General features: G+C 73.4%; 21 protein-coding genes and 1 pseudogene. 17 read left to right on the forward strand and 5 right to left on the reverse strand.

What is annotated here, in order from left to right:
* Positions 1-11: 11 nt before the first annotated feature.
* Positions 12-281 (forward strand): hypothetical protein, encoded by a 270-nt coding sequence (locus AC3A5R_RS13350; RefSeq protein WP_487621249.1) that lies wholly within the window; start codon positions 12-14, stop codon positions 279-281.
* On the opposite strand, the gene AC3A5R_RS13355 is transcribed toward AC3A5R_RS13350, so the two are convergent.
* Positions 265-1,959, reverse strand: a complete 1,695-nt coding sequence (locus AC3A5R_RS13355) for an alpha/beta hydrolase (RefSeq protein WP_487621250.1) — start codon at positions 1,957-1,959, stop codon at positions 265-267. The two genes, AC3A5R_RS13350 and AC3A5R_RS13355, sit on opposite strands and share 17 nt — an antisense overlap.
* A 136-nt stretch (positions 1,960-2,095) precedes the next feature.
* Between AC3A5R_RS13355 and AC3A5R_RS13360 the strand changes: the two genes are divergently transcribed.
* From AC3A5R_RS13360 to AC3A5R_RS13385, 6 genes are all read left to right on the forward strand, one after another.
* A complete protein-coding gene (locus AC3A5R_RS13360) occupies positions 2,096-2,941 on the forward strand; it encodes an alpha/beta fold hydrolase (protein WP_487621251.1) in 846 nt (281 codons plus the stop codon).
* Positions 2,942-3,008: 67 nt separating this feature from the next.
* Complete coding sequence (locus tag AC3A5R_RS13365) at positions 3,009-3,728, forward strand: DsbA family oxidoreductase (RefSeq protein ID WP_487621252.1); 720 nt, start codon at positions 3,009-3,011, stop codon at positions 3,726-3,728.
* A gap of 20 nt (positions 3,729-3,748) precedes the next feature.
* Entirely contained in the window at positions 3,749-4,156 is a 408-nt protein-coding gene (locus AC3A5R_RS13370) for an MmcQ/YjbR family DNA-binding protein (protein ID WP_487621253.1), read from the forward strand.
* Positions 4,157-4,257: 101 nt separating this feature from the next.
* Entirely contained in the window at positions 4,258-4,743 is a 486-nt protein-coding gene (locus tag AC3A5R_RS13375; protein ID WP_487621254.1) for a CAP domain-containing protein, read from the forward strand.
* Between the two features lie 96 nt (positions 4,744-4,839).
* Positions 4,840-5,085: a hypothetical protein gene (locus AC3A5R_RS13380; protein WP_487621255.1), complete on the forward strand. Its 246-nt coding sequence runs from the start codon at positions 4,840-4,842 to the stop codon at positions 5,083-5,085.
* A 10-nt stretch (positions 5,086-5,095) separates the two neighbouring features.
* On the forward strand, positions 5,096-5,908 hold the full coding sequence (locus tag AC3A5R_RS13385) for a 2-phosphosulfolactate phosphatase (RefSeq protein WP_487621256.1): 813 nt from the start codon (positions 5,096-5,098) through the stop codon (positions 5,906-5,908).
* Between the two features lie 7 nt (positions 5,909-5,915).
* On the opposite strand, the gene AC3A5R_RS13390 is transcribed toward AC3A5R_RS13385, so the two are convergent.
* Positions 5,916-7,301, reverse strand: a complete 1,386-nt coding sequence (locus AC3A5R_RS13390; RefSeq protein ID WP_487621257.1) for an NAD(P)/FAD-dependent oxidoreductase — start codon at positions 7,299-7,301, stop codon at positions 5,916-5,918.
* Positions 7,302-7,451: 150 nt separating this feature from the next.
* On the opposite strand from AC3A5R_RS13390, the gene AC3A5R_RS13395 reads away from it, so the two are divergent.
* The 4 genes from AC3A5R_RS13395 (at position 7,452) to AC3A5R_RS13410 (ending at position 10,219) form a co-directional block, all read left to right on the forward strand.
* The gene (locus AC3A5R_RS13395; protein WP_487621258.1) at positions 7,452-8,807 is read left to right on the forward strand and encodes an aspartate aminotransferase family protein; all 1,356 of its coding nucleotides are present in this window, start codon (positions 7,452-7,454) and stop codon (positions 8,805-8,807) included.
* 82 nt (positions 8,808-8,889) lie between these two features.
* Positions 8,890-9,339, forward strand: coding sequence for an SRPBCC family protein (locus AC3A5R_RS13400; RefSeq protein WP_487621259.1), 450 nt, complete (start codon positions 8,890-8,892; stop codon positions 9,337-9,339).
* The gene (locus tag AC3A5R_RS13405) at positions 9,336-9,773 is read left to right on the forward strand and encodes an EVE domain-containing protein (protein WP_487621260.1); all 438 of its coding nucleotides are present in this window, start codon (positions 9,336-9,338) and stop codon (positions 9,771-9,773) included. Before AC3A5R_RS13400 ends, AC3A5R_RS13405 begins: the two co-directional genes overlap by 4 nt.
* Positions 9,770-10,219 (forward strand): MarR family winged helix-turn-helix transcriptional regulator, encoded by a 450-nt coding sequence (locus AC3A5R_RS13410; protein WP_487621261.1) that lies wholly within the window; start codon positions 9,770-9,772, stop codon positions 10,217-10,219. The genes AC3A5R_RS13405 and AC3A5R_RS13410 overlap by 4 nt, the downstream gene beginning before the upstream one ends.
* 34 nt (positions 10,220-10,253) lie before the next feature.
* Here AC3A5R_RS13410 and AC3A5R_RS13415 read toward each other — a convergent pair whose 3' ends face one another.
* The gene (locus AC3A5R_RS13415; protein WP_487621262.1) at positions 10,254-11,015 is read right to left on the reverse strand and encodes an NAD-dependent deacylase; all 762 of its coding nucleotides are present in this window, start codon (positions 11,013-11,015) and stop codon (positions 10,254-10,256) included.
* A 124-nt stretch (positions 11,016-11,139) separates the two neighbouring features.
* Here AC3A5R_RS13415 and AC3A5R_RS13420 point away from each other — a divergent pair, with 124 nt between their 5' ends.
* The 6 genes and pseudogenes from AC3A5R_RS13420 (at position 11,140) to AC3A5R_RS13445 (ending at position 17,313) form a co-directional block, all read left to right on the forward strand.
* Positions 11,140-12,162, forward strand: coding sequence for an L-lactate dehydrogenase (locus AC3A5R_RS13420; RefSeq protein ID WP_487621263.1), 1,023 nt, complete (start codon positions 11,140-11,142; stop codon positions 12,160-12,162).
* A 101-nt stretch (positions 12,163-12,263) separates the two neighbouring features.
* Positions 12,264-13,412 (forward strand): glycerophosphodiester phosphodiesterase family protein, encoded by a 1,149-nt coding sequence (locus tag AC3A5R_RS13425; RefSeq protein ID WP_487621264.1) that lies wholly within the window; start codon positions 12,264-12,266, stop codon positions 13,410-13,412.
* 73 nt (positions 13,413-13,485) lie between these two features.
* Entirely contained in the window at positions 13,486-14,157 is a 672-nt protein-coding gene (locus AC3A5R_RS13430; protein ID WP_487621265.1) for a TetR/AcrR family transcriptional regulator, read from the forward strand.
* A gap of 123 nt (positions 14,158-14,280) precedes the next feature.
* A pseudogene (locus AC3A5R_RS13435) lies at positions 14,281-15,010 on the forward strand (thioesterase family protein).
* A 167-nt stretch (positions 15,011-15,177) separates the two neighbouring features.
* Entirely contained in the window at positions 15,178-16,338 is a 1,161-nt protein-coding gene (locus AC3A5R_RS13440) for a L,D-transpeptidase family protein (protein ID WP_487621266.1), read from the forward strand.
* A gap of 48 nt (positions 16,339-16,386) precedes the next feature.
* A complete protein-coding gene (locus tag AC3A5R_RS13445) occupies positions 16,387-17,313 on the forward strand; it encodes a helix-turn-helix transcriptional regulator (RefSeq protein WP_487621267.1) in 927 nt (308 codons plus the stop codon).
* A gap of 116 nt (positions 17,314-17,429) precedes the next feature.
* Here AC3A5R_RS13445 and AC3A5R_RS13450 read toward each other — a convergent pair whose 3' ends face one another.
* Both AC3A5R_RS13450 and AC3A5R_RS13455 read right to left on the reverse strand, forming a co-directional pair.
* The gene (locus AC3A5R_RS13450; RefSeq protein WP_487621268.1) at positions 17,430-17,870 is read right to left on the reverse strand and encodes an OsmC family protein; all 441 of its coding nucleotides are present in this window, start codon (positions 17,868-17,870) and stop codon (positions 17,430-17,432) included.
* Between the two features lie 74 nt (positions 17,871-17,944).
* Positions 17,945-18,967, reverse strand: a complete 1,023-nt coding sequence (locus AC3A5R_RS13455) for an LLM class flavin-dependent oxidoreductase (protein WP_487621269.1) — start codon at positions 18,965-18,967, stop codon at positions 17,945-17,947.
* Positions 18,968-18,984: the final 17 nt, after the last annotated feature.

Below are 18,984 nucleotides of genomic sequence, written 5' to 3' on the forward strand. Positions count from 1 at the left end.
GTCGTGGCGCAGTGGCCCACACCCCAGCCCGACGTGCCCGAGGAGGCAGCTCCGCACTGCCGGTCGAGGTGCTGCGGGCCCACCCGGACTACCGCGGGGCCGAGGTGGTCGCGCTCGGCGAGCGCGTCGCTGTCGACGGCGTCCTGATGCCACGCGTCGTGCGCGATGCCGCCGCGACTGGCGAGCACGACCCACAGACCCTCAAGCGCGTCTGGCACCACGTCGCGCGCTTCGGTCTCGGCAGCCCGGGCCACCCCGCCCCGGTCACGCCACGCGGTTGACGGTCTTCTGGATCCCCGCGATGAGGCGGGAGTAGTCGTCGGTCGGCGACCCACCGAGCACCGACCCCCAGGCCGGCACGAGCTCAGCCCCGTAGCGGTGCCCGAACCCGTCGGGCGGGTCGTGCCCGACCGCCATGTCGGTGGTCAGCTGCCAGAAGGTGGCGAACGGGATCCACGTGACGTCCGGGTTGACGTCGCGTCCCCGCGGCTCGCGCAGCCAGTCGGGCTGCTCGCCGAGCAGCGCCGGGTTCCACCACACGACGGGGTCGGACGGGTGTTGTGCGTAGACGAACCGCGGGAAGTCCCAGGCGCCGTACGGACGCCCGTAGTAGTCGTGCGTCAGCTGGTCGCCGCTCGCCGCGAAGCGGACGTGCAGGCCGTCGTCGACGACGGGGACGATCTCGGGCGAGCCCTCGTTGCGTCGGGCGGTGAGGCTCGCGGCGATGCCGGTGAAGCTCGGCGTGCCGACCCACACCCCGCCCTGGGCCCGCGCGAGCATGTCGGCCTCGTCGCGGAAGGCCCCCTGGCCGCCGTAGGACCCGAGCGACTCGCCGCCGACGACGAGCTGTGGCCGGTGCCCCTCGGGGAGGGTCTTCCAGACCGCGTACACCTTGTCGAAGAGGGCCGTGCCGGCCGCTCGGGGCGTGTCGCGGTCGGTGAGGATGGCGAGCGCGCTCGGGAGGAAGGAGTACTGCATCGCGGCGATGGCGGAGTCGCCGTTGCTCAGGTACTCGATCGACTGCGCCGACCAGTCGTCGACCCACCCGGTGCCGGTGGTCGTGATGACGGCGAGCACCTTGCGGTCGAAGGCCCCGGTGCGCCGCAGCTCACGCACCACGGCGTCGGCGACGTCGTCGATGGTCCGGTCGCCGGTGCGCCCGGCGTAGACGCGGATCGGATCGACGGCGTCGCGTCCCGTCGCCGCTGAGATCTCCTGTGCCGTGGGCGCGCTCGTGACGAACATCTGCCCCTGGTAACCGAGGCTCGCGTAGGTCTCGTACGATCCCGGCCCGCCGGACATCAGCGCCGAACGCGGCGCGGGGCGGTTCGAGGGCGCCTCGGCGTTGACCTTCGCGGCGACGGCGGCGAACGCGTCGAGGCCGCGGTGGAACAGGACGCTGTCGGTGACCCACGCCGTGGCCGTGGCCACGACGACGACGGCGATCATCGACGCGACGGCCTTGGGCAGCACGTGCCCGGCGGCCTCGGCCAGGCCGTGCGTCATGCCACGCAGGCCGCGGGCGATGAGCAGGAACAGCACCGCGATCGCGGCTGCGAGCGCGAGGGCGAGCGCCCAGTCGAGGGGGTCGAGCGGCTCGAGGCGCACCACGGCCGCGGTGCGGGCCTGCGAGCGCACGTTGGCCACGGTGATGCCGATGACGGCGACGGTCCCGAACACCGGCGCGGCGACGCGGATCCAGTGCCGGGCCTCGCCGCTGACGTGCACGCGCAGGTCGATGAGCCGCGCGAGGGAGCGCACGACCCAGGCGACGAGGACACCGAGCGCGTAGCCCACCGACGCGCAGAGCCCGCTGATGAGGCCCTGGTAGTACCACGTGCGCGGCAGCAGGCTCGGCGACATCGAGATGAGGAAGTACGCGGCGCCGAAGAGCAGGCCGGTGCGGGACAGGTGCCACCACCGGCGGCCCAGTCGCAGGTCACGGGTGGCGTCGGGCACGGTTCCAGCGTATTTCGCGTGTGGGCCGCCCCGCCTCGGGTTTGTCCCTGACCCGCCCCTGAGTCGCCGCCTGCCGGGGGCTTCCCCGGGGCCCGGCTGTCGCGCCGGGTCCGGTTTGTCGGGGCAGGATGGACCGGTGAGCCGCGACGACCAGCGCATCCGCACCTTCGCCCGCGACGGCCTCCGGTTCGACGTCGACGACACCGGGCCGCTCGGTGGCGAGGTCGTCGTCCTCCTGCACGGCTTCCCGACCGACCGCACGAGCTGGCGTGCGGTCGCGCCGGTGCTGCACGAGGCAGGCGTGCGCACCCTCGCCCCGGACCAGCGCGGCTACTCCCCCGGCGCGCGTCCCACGGGTGTCGACGCCTACCGCCTCGAGGAGCTCGTCGCCGACGTGCTGGCGCTCGTCGACGCGTCGGGCCGCGAGCGCGTCCACGTCGTCGGGCACGACTGGGGCGGTGGCATCGCGTGGTTGCTCGCCGCCAACCACTCCGGGCGCGTCGCCTCGCTCACCGCCCTGTCGACCCCACACCCGGCCGCGCTCGGGCGCGCCTGGCGCGGCGGCTGGGACCAGCGCCGCCGCTCCTGGTACATGGCCGCGTTCCAGCTGCCGAGGCTGCCCGAGCAGGTCATGGCCCGCCGCTTCGAGGCGCTCATGCGCCGCAGCGGGCTGCCCGAGGAGGACCGCCGGCGCTACGCCGACCGGCTCGCCACCCCGGCAGCCATCGCCGGCCCGATCGACTGGTACCGGGCCGCGCGGCGCTCGAACGTGCCCGCCCACCGCGTCCGGGTGCCGACGACCTACGTCTGGGGCCGCCGAGACCCCTTCCTCGGCCCGGACGCCGCGCACCTCACCGCCGAGCACGTCGAGGCCCCGTACGAGCTCGTCGAGCTCGACGCCGGCCACTGGCTGCCCGAGACGCGGGCGGCCGACTGCGCTGCGGCGGTCGTGCGCAGCGTCGCCCGGGCCTCGGCCGCCTGACGTGCCCGCATCGCGACCACGCTCGCGATGCGGGGAAGAGACCGGCGCCGGGGTAGGTTGCACGACCGTGGAGATCGACATCTGGTCGGACATCGTGTGCCCGTTCTGCTACGTCGGCAAGCGTCGCCTCGAGGCGGCGCTCGCCGGTTTCGAGCACGCCGGCGAGGTGACGGTGCGCTGGCACAGCTTCGAGCTGGACCGCGTCGCCGAACCCGTGTCCGACGCGCCCCTCGTCGACCTCGTCGCGGCCAAGTACGGCACCTCCCGCGAGCAGGCGGTCGAGCAGCACCGTTCGCTCGCCGCGGCCGCCGCGGGGGTCGGGCTCGAGTTCAACTGGGAGCAGGCCCGGTACGGCAACACCTTCGACGCCCACCGGGTCGTGCACCTGGCCGCGGAGCAGGGCCTCGCGGACGCCGCGCACGAGCGGCTCATGCGGGCGTACTTCACCGACGGCCTCGCCGTCGGCGACCGCGACACGCTGGTGCGTCTTGCGGCCGAGATCGGCCTGGACCCCGACGCCGTCCGCGTCATGCTCGACTCGGACGACTACGGCAACCACGTGCGCAGCGACGAGGCCACCGCCAAGATGCTCGGCATCGAGTCGGTCCCCTTCTTCGTCCTCGACCGCCGCTACGGGGTCTCCGGGGCGCAGCCCGTCGAGGTCTTCGCCGAAGCGCTGCGCACGGCGTGGGAGCACCGTGACGACGATCGCGCGCCGGTCGCGGCCGGCGCCGGGTGCGGTGGTGGCTGCGGAGCCGGCGGGTGCGGAGGCGCCTGCGGGCGCTGACCGGCGCCTACGGTGGGTCCATGGCCCACCCGACGATGTACGAGGACGCCGACCCGTACCTGACCCGGCTGCGCACCATCTGCCTCGCGCTGCCCGGTGCCGACGAGAGGGTGTCGCACGGCCGCCCCAACTTCTTCACCCGCAAGGTCTTCGCCGTCTACGGCGGGGTGATCAAGGGCGACCACGACCCCGAGCCCTACCGTCAGGCCCTCCTGATCCTGCCCGAGGAGGCCGACCGGCTCGCGCTGCTCGAGGACGAACGGTTCGTCGTGCCCGGCTACTACGGCCCGTACGGCTGGCTGATGCTCGACCTGCGCCACCGGGCGGGCGTCGAGGGGGTCGACTGGGACGAGGTCGGCGAGCTCGTCGACGCCTCCTACCGGCGCACCGCGCCGGCGCGGCTCGTCGCCCGGCTCGACGCGTCCTGACCGCCGTCGCACCGGCGCGTTCCGCCCATTCCGGCCCGCGGCAGCCCTGCGCGGCCTACCGTCGTACCGGAAAACGGACAAAAGCCAGAAAAGGTGCACCGATGCGTCCTCGCCCCTTCACCGCCCGGACTGCCACCGCCGCAGCAGCCCTCACGCTCGCCGCGTCGGGGCTCGTCGGCACCGCCACCGCGTCCGGCGCCGCCACCCCGACGCCCGCCCAGCAGGTGCTGACGCTCGTCAACGCCCAGCGCGCCAAGGTGGGCTGCCGTGCCCTTCGCGTCGACCTGCGCCTGCAACGCGCGGCGCTCGGGCACTCGGTCGACATGGCCAAGCGGCGGTACTTCTCGCACACGAGCCTCGACGGCCGCACGTTCGTCACCCGGATCCGCGCCCAGGGCTACCCCGGCCGGCGCCTCGGCGAGAACATCGCCGCCGGCTACCGCACGCCGAGCGCCGTCATGACCGCGTGGATGAAGAGCCCGGGCCATCGCGCCAACATCCTCGACTGCCGCTACACGGCGATCGGTATCGGCGTCGCCTCCGGCGGTCCGTACGGCGTCTACTGGACGCAGGACTTCGGCGGCTGACCCGCCCCGCCCCCCCCATCGGGCCTCGCGCGGCCGTAGGGTGTGGCTCCGTCCGCCACGCGCCGTGGTCGGGAACGTCCGTCGAAAGGTCTGCGGGTGGCAGGTGACACCGACCAGATGCCGTCACGTCGGCGGGCCGTCGTCGTGACCCTCGTGGCGTCCGTGCTGCTCGTCGCCGGTGGTCTGCTCGCGCTCAAACGGTCGATCGACGAGGACCTGCCGCGATTTCCGCCTCCCACGCCGACGGCCACCTCCTCACCCGCCGGGGCCGGCGCGGACGGCGCGGACGGCGCGGACGGCGCATCGGGGCAGGCCCGGACTCCGCACGCCGCCTCCGGCTAGCGTGTCCGCCATGGACGCATGGCACAGCCAGGACCGGCACCTCGTGCGCCTCGAGTGGGGGCCGGACGCGTCGGTCGCCCTGGCGCGGCACGCGCGTGAGGCCGGATCGCAGGTCGTAGCGGTCGTGGCCGACGTGCTCAGCTTCACGACGTGCGTGTCGGTCGGCGTCGACCGAGGGGTGCGCGTACGGCCCTACCGGTGGAAGGACGCCTCGGCCGCGGTCTTCGCGGAGGCGCACGGTGCGGTGCTCGCGCAGCCACGCGGACCGGTGGCTCCGGACGGGGACGCTTCGAGCCGGGTGAGCCTGTCCCCCAGGTCGATCCGCACCGCGGAAGGTCTCACCGACCTCGTCCTGCCCTCCCCCAACGGCTCGACGGTCTGTGCCGGGCTCGCCGACGCCGGGGCGGAGGTCGTCGCCGCGTGCCTGCGCAACCGCACCGCGGTGTCCCGACACCTCGCGGGCCGGTTCACGGCGAGCCCGAACCGGCCGCCCGTCGTGCTCCTCGTGCCGGCGGGTGAGCGGTGGCCCGACGACTCGCTGCGCCCGGCGGTCGAGGACCTCTGGGGCGTCGGCGCGGTGGCCGACGCCTTCGCACGCCTTCTCGAGCACCGCGCCGGGCCCCTGCTGCTCAGCCCGGAGGCGCGGGTGGCGGTCGCCGCGTGGGACGCGGTGGCCGGGTCGGTCGAGGCCGACCTGCACGCGTGCTCGAGCGGGCGCGAGCTCGAGGCGAAGGGCTACGCCGACGACGTCGTCGTGGCCGCCGAGCTCGACGCGTCGGACGTCGTCCCGGTGCTGCACGAGGGCGTGTTCGTCGCCGCCTGAGCCGGGCTCACTGGCCGATCGCCGACCAGAACGCCGACGCGGCCCGCGACGGGCGCCCGGTGCGCCGCTCGGACCAGTCGGCGGATGTCATGAGCGCCGTGACCGCGTTGACGCCGAGCCAGCGCAGCGGCTCGGGCTCCCAGTTGCGCGAGGTGCGCCCGGCCCAGGGCAGGCTCGTGAGGTCCTCGGGGTCCTCCCCGCTGATCATGGCGGCGAGAGTCCGACCGGCGAGCGCCGAGGTGGCGACCCCGTCGCCGACGTAGCCACCGGCGAAGGCGAGGCCGGTGTGCCGGTCGTGGCGCACCGACGGGAACCAGTCGCGGGGCACCCCGAGGTTGCCGCCCCAGGAGTGGGTGAACGCTGCGCCGGCCAGGGCGGGGAACAGCTCGGTGAGGATGGTCCGCAGCCGCGCGTGCACGCGGTCGTCGCGGTCGTAGACGTGTGACACCTTCGAGGCGTAGTGATAGGGAGCACCCCTGCCGCCGAAGGCGATCCGGCCGTCACGGGTGCGCTGGCCGTAGATCGTCAGGTGCCGGTTGTCGGCGAAGGTGGCGCGCCGCTCGAGCCCGATGTGGTCCCAGACGTCGTCGGGCAGCGGCTCGGTGGCGGTCATGAGCGAGTAGACCGGGGCGATGGCCCGGCGACGCCCGGCGACGGTCGGGGTGTACCCCTCGGTGGCGAGCACGACGTGCTCCGCGCGCACCGTCCCGTGCGGCGTGACGACGCGGTGGGCGCCCACGGCCGTGGCCGGCGTCTGCTCGTGCACGACGGCGCCGCGTCGCTCGACGGCCCGGGCGAGCCCGCGCACGAGCCGGGCCGGGTGCAGCGCCGCGCAGTGCGGGGTCCAGGCGCCCCCGAGCGCGTCGCCGACGCGGACGTGGTCGGACACCTCGTGCACGTCGAGCAGGCGCAGGTCGTCGTCGCCGAAGCCCCACTCGCGGCTCTCGGCCACCTCGGCGCGCACCCGTTCGAGCTGCGCGGGGTTGCGAGCGACCGACACGTAGCCGCCCTGGTCGAAATGGCAGTCGATGTCCTCCTCGACGGCGATCCGGCCCACCTCGGCGACCGTCTCGTACATCCGACGCTGCATCCGCACCGCGGCGTCCCGGCCGCGCTCGGCGGCCATCCGGTGCAGCGAGGCCGGGAAGAGGGCCGAGCACCAGCCACCGTTGCGGCCCGATGCCCCGAACCCCGCGACCTCCTTCTCGAGCACCGCGACGCGCAGCGACGGGTCGGTACGAACGAGGTGGTAGGCGGTCCACAGCCCCGTGTAGCCGGCCCCGACGACGGCGACGTCGACGTCGACGTCGCCGGGCAGGGACGGGCGCGGCGTGAAGTCGTCGTCGCACGTGTCGTGCCACAGGCTCAGGCCCCGGTAACCGCTCGGTAGCATGCCGGGATCATGCCACGGCGACCTGTTCATGCAACCCCTCCCGAGGGCCCATCTCATTGGAATCAGGTTCCAACACCTACGGATTCCGTAGGTGTGTCACACCCTGACCGGCCCCTTCCGCAGGATCGTGCGACACGGCATCATGCCGACATGAATACCGTCGACCGCGCCCGCCTCGCCGACCTCCACGCGCGCGAGCGCGACGCGTTCACGGCAGCCCGCCCCCGGTCCCGCGAGCTGGCCGAACGGGCTCGGGCCCACATGCCCGGCGGCGTCCCGATGAGCTGGATGGTCAAGTGGCCGGGAGACTTCCCGGTCTTCGTCGACCTCGCGGCAGGCGCCCACTTCACGTGCGTCGACGGCATCGACCACGTCGACCTCTGCCTCGGCGACACCGGCGCGATGATGGGCCACTCGCCGGTCCCGACGGTCGAGGCCGTGACCCGACAGCTCGGGCGCGGCATCACGACGATGCTGCCGACCGAGGACGCCATCGCCGTCTCGGGCAACCTGGCCGACCGCTTCGGCCTGCCGTACTGGCAGTTCACCCTGACGGCCACCGACGCCAACCGGCACGCCATCCGCTACGCGCGCCACCTGACCGGCCGGTCGAAGGTCGTCGTGCACAACTACTGCTACCACGGGTCGGTCGACGAGGCCTTCGCGACGATCGGCGAGGGCGGCACCACCGTCGACCGCCGGCACAACATCGGCGCCCCGGTCGACACCGCGGAGACCACGCGCGTCGTCGAGTTCAACGACCTCGACGCCCTCGAGAAGGCCCTCTCGCACGGCGACGTCGCGGCGATCCTCGTGGAGCCGGCGCTGACGAACATCGGCATCGTGCTGCCCGACGACGGCTACAACGCCGGCGTGCGCGAGCTCGCGACGAAGTACGGCGCACTGCTCATCAACGACGAGACGCACACGATCTGCGCCGGCCCCGGCGGCTTTACCGGGGCGCACGGCCTCCAGCCCGACCTGCTCGTCATCGGCAAGTCGATCGGTGGTGGCATCCCCTGTGGCACCTTCGGATTCACGCAGGACGTCGCCGACCGCATCGCCCGGTCGGTGGACCTCGAGGACATCGACGTGGGCGGCATCGGCGGCACGCTCGCCGGCAACGGGCTGTCGATGGCCGCGATGAAGGCGACGCTCGAACAGGTGATGACGCCGGCAGCCTTCGAGCACATGGTGCCGCTCGCCGACGCGTGGGCCGACGGCGTGCAGGCCGGCATCGACGCGGTCGGTGCCGACTGGCACGTGACGCGCCTCGGCGCGCGGGCCGAGTACAACTTCTCGAGGCAGCCGTCGCGCAACGGCCAGCAGGCACACGACTCCGACGACTTCGAGCTGCAGCAGTACCTGCACCTCTACGCCCTCAACCGCGGCATCCTGCTGACCCCGTTCCACAACATGGCCCTCATGTGCCCCGACACGACGGCGGCCGACGTCGAGGCGCACACGACGATGTTCCGGGCCTGCCTCGAGGAGCTCTTCGCCTGAGGCGTCGTGCCTTCTCGGCATCGGGACCCCCACCAGGTGCCGAGACCGTTGACACTTTAGTAAGCGCGCTTATTATTGGCTGATGACCACCCTCACGACGTACACGACCACCGTCCCCGCCACCCCGGCCCGGTTGTTCGCCCGGTGGGTCGACTGCGACACCCACCCCGAGTGGAGCACCGACCTCGCCTGGGTCCGCCTCGAGGAGCCGGTCCGCCTCGGTGCGGCCGGCCGGCTGCGCCCCAAGGGCGGCCCTCGCTCCCGGTTCACCGTGACCGAGCTCGTCCCCGACCGCACCTTCGCCGACACGACCCACCTCCCCGGGGCTCGGCTCACCTTCCGCCACCACGCCGAGCCGGTGCCGACGGGCTCCGTGGTCACCGTCAGCGTCAGCCTCGAGGGCCCTCTGCGCGGGCTCTGGGCCCGCGTCCTCGGTGGCCCCGACGCCGTGCGCCGCGGCGTCGAGAAGGACCTCGCGAACCTCCTCGCCCTCGTCGCAGCGCCGGCCGTCGTACCGGAGGTGGTGCGATGAGGTGCTGGCTCGCCGTCGTCTCGGCCGTCCACGTGCGGCGCGGGGTCGAGCTCGGCATCGCCCAGGTGCAGCACGGCAGGCGGCCGGGCCTGGCCCGGATGGCCGCCGGCGACGGGTTCGTCTACTACTCGCCGCGGGAGGAGATGGGCGGCGGTGCGCCGTGCCGGGCCTTCACCGCGGTCGGGCGAGTCACCGATGACGACATCTGGCAGGCCGACGAGGGCGACTTCCGCCCGTACCGCCGCCGCGTCGACTGGGAGCAGGCCGACCCGGTGCCGATCGCCGCCCTGACCGACCGGCTCCTGCTGACCCGGTCCCCCGGCTGGGGGTACGGCCTGCGCCGCGGCCTGCTCCCCCTCGACGAGGCCGACTTCCGTCTCGTCGAGCAGGCCATGACGGCGGCGTACCGCCGGTCACGTAGCGTCGGGGCATGACCGGCCTCAACACCCGCTTCGCCGACGAGGCCGAGAGCCCGGGGCTGCTGCTGTGGCGGGTCAGCACCCGGTGGCAGGCGGCGGTGCGCGATGCTCTCGCCCCGTTCGACCTGACGCACACGCAGTTCGTGCTGCTCGCGTCCCTGACGTGGCTGCGGGGCGACCGCGAGGACCCCGTCAGCCAGCGCGACCTCGCCGAGCACGCCCGCACGGACGTCATGATGACCTCCCAGGTGCTGCGCGCCCTCGAGGGCAAGGGCTTCCTCGAGCGTCGCCCCCACCCCGATGACGCCCGGGCCCGCGACCTCGTGCCGACCGCCGCGGGCGTCGACGTCGTCAACCGGGCCGTCGTCGCGGTCGAGGACTGCGACGCGCGCTTCTTCGCCGCGGCGGGCGATGCGCTCCCGCGCTTGCGAGAGGCGCTGGACCGGCTCCAGAACGCTTGAGGCGCAGGGACGTCCGAGGCCGGAGGGCGTCCGGCTAGGCGCGCAGCAGGGCCTCGACGAGCGAGGGCAGCGCGACGGCCGCGGTCTCGCGGACGCGGTGGTGCGCGACGTCCGACACATCGGTGTCGAAAGGGTTGACCTCGACGACGACCGCCCCGGCGCCGCGGGCCAGGACCGGCAGGCCCGCAGCCGGGTGCACGATCCCCGACGTGCCGACGACGAGCACGACGTCGGCGGCCTCGACCGCCGCCAGCCCGCGCTCCCAGGCATCCTGCGGCAGCATCTCGCCGAACCACACGACGCCGGGGCGCACGAGCCCACCGCACCCGTCGCACGTCGGTGGGTCGATGCGCTCGGTCTCGCTGTGCGGCAAGGCAACCGGCGCGTCGTACGGAGTGCCGCACGACGCGCAGCGGAAGCTCGACAGGGCTCCGTGCAGGTGCACGACGTCGCCGCTGCCGCCGCGCTCGTGCAGGTCGTCGACGTTCTGCGTCACGACCGTGACGGCCTCTACACCGGGGACCCCCGCGAGCGCCGCGACGGCCCGGTGGCCGGCGTTCGGCTCGACGTGCCGCACCCGCTCGAAGCGCCACAGGTACCAGGCCCAGACGAACGCCGGGTCGCGCTCCCACGCCTCGACGGTGGCGAGGTCCTCGGCCTCGTACTGCTCCCACAGGCCCGTCTGGGCGTCACGGAAGGTCGGCACGCCGCTCTCGGCGGACATGCCCGCGCCGGTGACGACGGCGAGGCGACGGGCCCCGCGCACTGCGTCGACGACCTCGGGCGCAACCACCATGCGGACAGCGTCGCACAGTCCGCGTGCACCGCCTGACGGCCCGGGATCCCGTGGCTAGCCTTGCGAGGGACGCCCCACCGCACGCGTCGCCGACCAGCCGATCCCGCCCGATCAGGGAGTCCCGTTGAGCACGACGCCGCCGTCCCCCACCCCGTCCGCCCCGACGCCGGCCCGGGCAGCCGCCCCGGCACCCGCCGCGCGACGTACGACGCGTCTGGGCATCGTCGGCGCCGGAGCCGTCGGCGCCACGCTCGCCTACGCCGCCCTGATGCGCGGCACCGCGCACACCGTCGCGCTCTTCGACATCGACGCCAAGAAGGTGCGGGCCGAGGCGCTCGACCTCAGCCACGGCATCCAGTTCGTGCCGATGGCGCACGTCGTCGGCTCCGACGACGTCGCCGTGCTCGCCGGCTGCGACGTCGTCGTCTTCACGGCCGGGGCCAAGCAGAAGCCGGGCCAGTCGCGGCTCGAGCTCGCGGAGTCGACGATCGGCATCGTCCGCTCGCTGCTGCCCCGGCTCGTCGAGGTGGCGCCATATGCCGTGCACGTCATGGTGACCAACCCCGTCGACGTCGTCACGTGGGCGGCCCTGCAGGTGTCTGGCCTGCCCGACACGCAGCTCTTCGGCTCGGGCACGGTGCTCGACTCGTCGCGGCTGCGGTTCCTCCTCGCCGAGCACCTCGGCGTCGCGGCTCAGAGCGTGCACGCGTACGTCGTCGGCGAGCACGGGGACTCCGAGCTGCCGCTGTGGTCCTCGGCGAGCGTCGGCTCGGTGCCGTTGCTGTCGTGGCCCGGGCCCGACGGCCGACCGGCCCTCGACGAGCCCGCTCGCGACCGCATCGCCGAGGACGTGGTGCAGTCGGCGTACCGGATCATCGAGGGCAAGGGAGCCACCAACTACGCCATCGGGCTGGCCGCGACCCGTGTCGTCGAGGCCCTCCTCAACGACGAGCGACGCATCCTGCCGGTCTCGAGCCGGCTCACCGACTACCTCGGCATCAGCGACGTGTGCCTGTCCGTTCCGGCGATCGTGCACGCCGGCGGCGTCGGCGACCGCGTCGAGGTGCCGATGACCGACGCCGAGCTGGCCGGGCTGCGCCGCTCCGCCGAGGCGGTCCGGGCCACGGCCCGCCGCTTCGGCTTCTGAGCCGCAGGCGAGTCAGCAGGAGAACCCCAGTTCCCTGTAAGGGGCGCCTCCTACGGTTCGAGGGACACGACACGGCGCACCCTTCGCGAGGCCCACCTGTGATGACGACACCCAGGGTCCGCACCATCGCCATCGGCTGCCTCACCGCCCTGGCCGTGGGGACGCTGGCTGCCTGCGCGTCGAGCGGTTCCGGCGGTTCCGGCGGTTCCGCCGTGCAGTGGACGACCGGCTCCGGGTCCACCATCACGCCCGATCCCGCGACCGTGGCCCGGCAGCGGGCGCACTTCGACCTCCAGGCGCACCGCGGCGGGATGGGTCTGACGACGGAGGAGACACCGCAGGCCTTCGCGAGGGCCCTCGAGCTCGGCGTCACCACCCTCGAGCTCGACACCCAGGTGACCAAGGACCTCCAGGTCATCGTGTGGCACGACCACCGGATCGTCGGGGACACGTGCCGCGACACCGGTCCCGTCACGCCGGGAGACCCCCAGTACCCGTACGTCGGCAAGTACGTCGTCGACCTCACTCTCGCCCAGATCCGCACCCTGGACTGCGGCTACCGGCAGGTGCCGGGCTTCCCGCAGCAGCAGGTCGTGCACGGGGTCCATCCGGCTCTGCTCCGCGAGGTCTTCGCCGTGGTCAAGGCGCACCACGCCACCGACGTCACCATGAACATCGAGACGCGGGTCGAGGCCGACCAGCCCAGCCAGACCGCTCCACGCGACGTCTTCGTCCGCCGGGTCTGGCAGGAGATCCACGCGTCTGGCCTCGAGGACCAGGTGACCATCGAGTCCTTCGACTGGGCAGCCCTGAGGCTTCTTCACCGGCTCGCGCCCGGCATCCCGCTGGTCGCACTGACGACGCCGGCCCAGCTGGAGGTCGGCAAGCCGGGACGGTCTCCCTGGCTCGGAGGTCTCGACGTCGACGACTTCGGGGGAGACGTCGTCAGGGCCGCCGCGTCGATCCCCGGCGTCAGCGCCCTCTCACCGATCTACGGGTTCCCCTCCAGCGGCGCCGTCGGCGACCCGGGCTTCCGGTTCTACGTGACCCAGGGCATGGTCCGGGAGGCGCACGCGCACGGACTCGAGGTCATCCCGTGGACGTGCGACGACCCGGCGACGATGACCGCCCTGATCGGCATGGGCGTCGACGGCATCATCACGAACTACCCGGACCGGCTGCGCGCCGTCATGGCCGACCACGCCATGCAGCTGCCCGCGGCCTACCCCGCGGCCCGACCGACGACCTGACCGGGGCCCCGACCCGGGCGAGCGTGCGTGGATGCTCGCCGCACCGCGGTCCGGATCGCGCCATGATGGGGCGGTGAGCACCGCGCGGGCGACCTACCACCACGGGGACCTGCGGCACGCCCTCCTCGACGCCGGTCTCGAGCTCGCGCAGGAGGGTGGGCCCGACGCCGTCGTGCTCCGTGAGGCGACGCGCCGGGTCGGCGTCTCCGCGAACGCCGCCTACCGGCACTTCGCCGACCGCGACGCGCTCCTCGGGCACGTCGTGTCCCTCGCCCAGGCCCGCGCCGCCGACGTCATCAGCGACACGATGGACGCCGTCGACCCCGGTCTCGACGCCGGAGCCCGGGCCCGCGCCCGGTTCCGCGCCGTCGGCGTCGGCTACCTCCGCTTCGCCATGGACGAGCCCGGGCTGTTCCGCACCGCCTTCGCCGTGCCCGTCGACCTGTCCCGAGCCGCCTCGCCCGAGGCCGCCGGACGCGCCGGGCGCACCCCCTTCCAGCTGCTCGCCGAGTCGCTCGACGCCATGGTCGACACCGGCGTCCTGTCGCAGGCGCAGCGGCCCGGTGCCGAGCTGCTCGCGTGGTCGGCCGTGCACGGCTTGGCGATGCTGGCCCTCGAGGGGCCGCTGCGCGACCTGCCGGCGAGCGCCGTCGCCGAGCTGGCGCCCCGCCTCGTGACGATGGTCGACCTCGGCCTCGGGCTCACGACCGACCCGACGACCGAGCCCGCCGACGCGCCTTCCTAGGGTGGGGGCGTGACGAGCGAGACCACCCAGCAGGCCGAGCAGACCGACGACCAGCCCTTCGTCCTCGACCGCACGACACCGGCGTTCTACACGCGTCTCGGACCCGACCTCTACGCGCCGACGATCCACACCCAGGGCGCCTGGCGCGAGGACGAGCAGCACATGGCGCCCGTCAGCGGGATCATGGCGCACGCCATCGACCGGCACGAGCCGCGCGAGGGCATGCAGCTGGCCCGCGTCTCCTACGACATCCTCGGGATGATCCCGGCACGGCCGAGCCGCGTCGAGGTCCGCACGATCCGCCCCGGCCGCACCATCGAGCTCGTCGAGGCGGTGCTCAGCGTCGATGACCGGCCCGTGGTCCCGTGCCGAGGCCTGGCGCCTGGCGCGGCACGACTCCACCGCCGTGGCCGGCGTCGAGCTCGACCCGATCCCCGGGCCCGACGAGCTGGAGCCGTGGGAGGGCATCGACACGTGGGACGGCGGCTACATCCGTGGCCTCGAGTTCCGCACCGACCCGGCCCGTCGCCCCGGCCGCACCCGCACCTGGATCCGCACCGACAATGCGCTGGTCGACGGCGAGTCCTGCTCCCCCACCACGGATCTCATCCGGCTCGTCGACACCGCCAACGGCATCGCGGTTCGCGTGTCGCCACGCGAGTGGATGTTCCCCAACGTCGACCTGACGGTCCACCTGTTCCGCGAGCCGGTGCGCGGCTGGGTCGGGTTCGACACCCGCGTCAGCATGGGCACGACCGGCCTCGGCCTCACCGCGACGACGCTGCACGACGCCGCCGGACCGGTCGGGCGGGCCGAGCAGGTTCTCACGGTCCGCCGACTGCCGACGCGCTGAAACCAGCTCCGGCACAGGCATCCCGACGCCGCGACAACCTTCGGCCCGCTCCACGCGTCAGGGTGGGTGGTTGCGCGCGCCGAGAACGGTGCGCGCTGCCACAATGAAGGGCGCGCTCGCGCCGATCCAGCCACCGCGACGCCGCGGGGCACGAGACAGGGGACACCATGAGGCAGCTCGACCTCGGCAGGACTCGGATCGCGGGGGCCACGGCCGTCCTCGCCGTCGTCACGGCACTCGTCGTGTCCGCTCCGGTCGCCCGCGCCGACGACGCCACCGGCACACCGACGCCGCCCGCGACGTCCACGAGCGTGTCAGGCACCTCGGCGACGAGCTCGACCGACACGACGACGGACACCGGCACCACGACGACGTCGACGGCCCCGCCGACGACGTCGGCCTCGGCCACCACTCCGCCGACCACACCGCCCCCGACGACCACCACGCCTCCGCCGCCGCCCGTCGCGGTCGTGTCGGCGACCAGCGGCGTCTGGAGGATCAAGGACCTGCAGGTGCGGCTGCGCCTCGTGCGCCCGACGTACTGGCCGTACGCAATCTCCGGCGTCTACGGCTCGACGCTCGGCCAGAAGGTCCTGGCCTTCCAGCGCGACCAGAAGCTGTTGGCCAACGGGGTCGTCGACCAGCGCACGTGGTCGCGCCTGGTCTCCCTGACGGCGACCCCGACCAGGGTCACCCGGTCGTCGTCGCCGGCGACGCTGCGCGAGCTGCAGCTGCGCCTGCGCGCGTCGGGCCTGTGGCGCTTCTCGATCTCGGGAACGTGGAGCACCACGCTGGCCCAGCGGGTGCTCGTCTACCAGCGGGGTCGGTCCCTGCCGCAGTCCGGAGCCGTCGACGCCCGCACGTGGAACCACCTCGTCGCGAGCACCCACCGGCCCGGTACGTGGGACCAGCTGCGCTACCAGGCGGGCTCGCGACCGCTCCTGCCTTCAGCGTCCTCCCTCGACGTCCGCTGCCGCACCGGACGCGTCATGTGCGTCAGCAAGGACACCCGCACCCTGACGTGGGTCGTCGGCGGCAAGCCGCTCATGGTCATGTGGGCCCGCTTCGGCGGCCCCGGGCGGGAGACCCGCGAGGGCACCTTCCGCGTCTCGCGCAAGTACGAGTACGTCATCTCGAACCTGTACTTCACGCCGATGCCGTACTCGATGTTCTTCTCCGGCGGCCAGGCCGTGCACTACTCGTCGAACTTCGCACGCCTCGGCTACGCCAGCTCGAGCCACGGGTGCGTCAACATCGCCGACCACGCGCAGGTCAAGAGCCTCTTCTTCAAGGTGCGCGTCGGTGACAAGGTCGTCGTCTACAGCTGAGCAATCGCGGTCAGGCGGCGCGGGTCGGGCGCGGGCGAGGATCACGTCGTGAGCAGCGCCACCGACACCTTCGCCGCCTGGCTCGACGTGCTCGTCGACACCCTCGACGAGCCCGGCCTGACGGGTGAGGAGATCGCGGCGCGGCTGCACCTGTCGCGGTACCACCTCGACCGGGTCGTCAGCGCTGCGGCGGGCGAGGCGCCGAGGACCCTGCGCCGCCGGGTGCTCCTCGAGCGCGCCGCCTTCCGTCTCGCGGCGAGCCGTCGGTCCGTCCTCGACGTCGCCGTCGAGGCCGGCTACGGCTCGCACGAGGCCTTCACCCGCGCCTTCCGACGCGCGTACGGCCGGACGCCGACCAGGTGGCGCGAGCGCCCCGGCGTGATCCGCGTCGAGGCAGGCAACGGCATCCACTTCCACCCGCCGGCGGGGATCCGCCTGCCGGCCCGGCGAAGGGTCACCGCCATGGACCTCCTGCAGCAGATGGTCGAGCACCACGTGTGGCTCGTCGGCGAGATCGTCGAGTGCGCCACCCAGCTGACCGAGGAGCAGCTCGACGAGCCGATCGTCCTGTCGCTCGAGGACGACCCCGACCCGTCGACGCTGCGCCGCCTCATCAGCCGCCTGGTCGGGCAGATGGCGATGTGGAACGCGACGATGGCCAGCCAGGAGTACGACTTCTCCGTGGAGGTCGACGAGTCGCTGACGTCGGCTCGGCGCCGGCTCGCCGAGGCGGCCCCGGTCTTCGTCGCGCACGTGCGCGGCGCCGTCGAGCAGGGCCAGCTCGACGACGTCTTCGTCGACGCGGCGAGCGACCCGCCGTACGTGTGCAGCTACGGCGCGATGGTCGCGCACGTCCTGACGTTCGCCGCGCACCGGCGCACCCTGGCCGTGCTCGCCCTGGACAAGCACGGCGTCGGGCGACTCGGGTGGGGCGACCCCATCGAGTGGATCGACGCCGAGGTCAGGTCACGCTGAGGCCGCGGGCCGCGACGGGGCGCCATCTGGCGTCCTGTTGCGGCCCAGACGCCCGGGCAGCCGCGACAACGCGCCACGTGGCGCGGTGTCGCGCCACCGGCGGCATCGGGCGGGCGTCACTCGACGGTCGTCGTGACCTCGCTGCCGAGCTCGACGGTGCGGCTGACCGTGCACCACTCGTCGTGCGAGCGCTTGACGAGCTTGGGCAGCATCTCCCGTGCGGCGTCGCCGCCGTCGCCCTCGGGGAAGCGGACGCGGAAGCGCACCTCGATGTCCTGCAGGTGGTTGCCGTTCTCGTCCTTGACCTTGTCGGCGGTCACCTCGACCTCGAACTGCTCGGGCTCGGCCCGACGCGTCGTCACGGTGTCGACGTCGACCGCGGTGCAGCCGGCGATGCCCGCGAGGAGCAGCTCGACCGGCGAGAGCTCGTCGGTGCCGGAGCTGACGCTGATCGAGCCCCCGCGCTGGTTTCGGACCGTGTACCGACCGACGCTGTCGCGGGTCAGGGTGACGCGACGCAGGTCGTCGGGGTTTCTCTCGCTGGTGCTCTCGCTCATGTCGTGCAGCCTCTCAGAGGTCGCGGGGGGCAGACGACCGCGTCCGGGGTCGAGCGCCGGTCGTGGTGCGGTGGTCAGAGCCAGGCGTCGGCGAGCAGCTCGTAGGTGTGCAGCCGGTCGGCCGGGTCGTAGGCGCCGCACGTGACGACCACCTCGTCGACTCCGGTGGCCTCGACGAAGCCGGACAGGCCCTCGCGCACCGAGTCGGGCGTGCCGACGAGCGACACCCGCGTCATGTCCAGGACGGCCTGCCGCTCAGCGGGGCTCCATTGCGACAGAAGGCTGTCGATGTCGCCGGACGGCTTGGTCACCCCGCCGCGGCGACCGGTGACGATGCTGTGGAAGCGGGCGAGGACGCTCGTGTAGAGCCGCTCGGCCTCGGCCTGGGTGTCGGCGACCATGACGTTCATGCCGGCCATGGTGCGCGGCGCGTCGAGCCCTCCGGGCAGGATCGACGGCGTGAAGCGCGACCGGTACACCTCGAGCGCGCTCATGAGCGCGGCGGGCGCGAAGTGCGACGCGAACGAGTAGGGCAGGCCGAGCGCGGCTGCCACCTGGGCGCCGCCGTGGCTCGAGCCGAGGATCCACACCGGCACGTGGGTGCCCTCGCCGGGCACGGCCCGCACCTTGGCGTCGGGGTCGGGCTCGCCGAGGTAGCCGAGCAGCTCCTCGACCTCGCCGGCGAAGTTCATCGCGGCGGCCTCGTTACGACGCAGCGCGCGCGTCGTGAACGGGTCGGTGCCGGGGGCGCGCCCGAGCCCGAGGTCGATACGGCCGGGGTGCATCGTCGCGAGCGTGCCGAACTGCTCGGCGACCACGTACGGCGCGTGGTTGGGCAGCATGATGCCGCCGGCACCCACGCGGATCGTCTCGGTGTGGTCGGCGACGTGGCCGATGAGCACCGCCGTCGAGCTCGATGCGACCCCGCGCATGTTGTGGTGCTCGGCCATCCAGTACCGCCCGTAGCCCCACTTCTCGGCGTGCCGAGCGATGTCGACGGTCGCGGCGATCGCCTCGCCGGCGGTGCCGCCGTCGGCGACGGGCACGAGGTCGAGGATGTTCAGCTGGGCGGTCGCCTTGGCGCTGGAGGAGCTCACGAGGGTGCCAACCGACG

It is taken from the genome of Intrasporangium sp. Soil_C_50 (genome assembly GCF_057656595.1).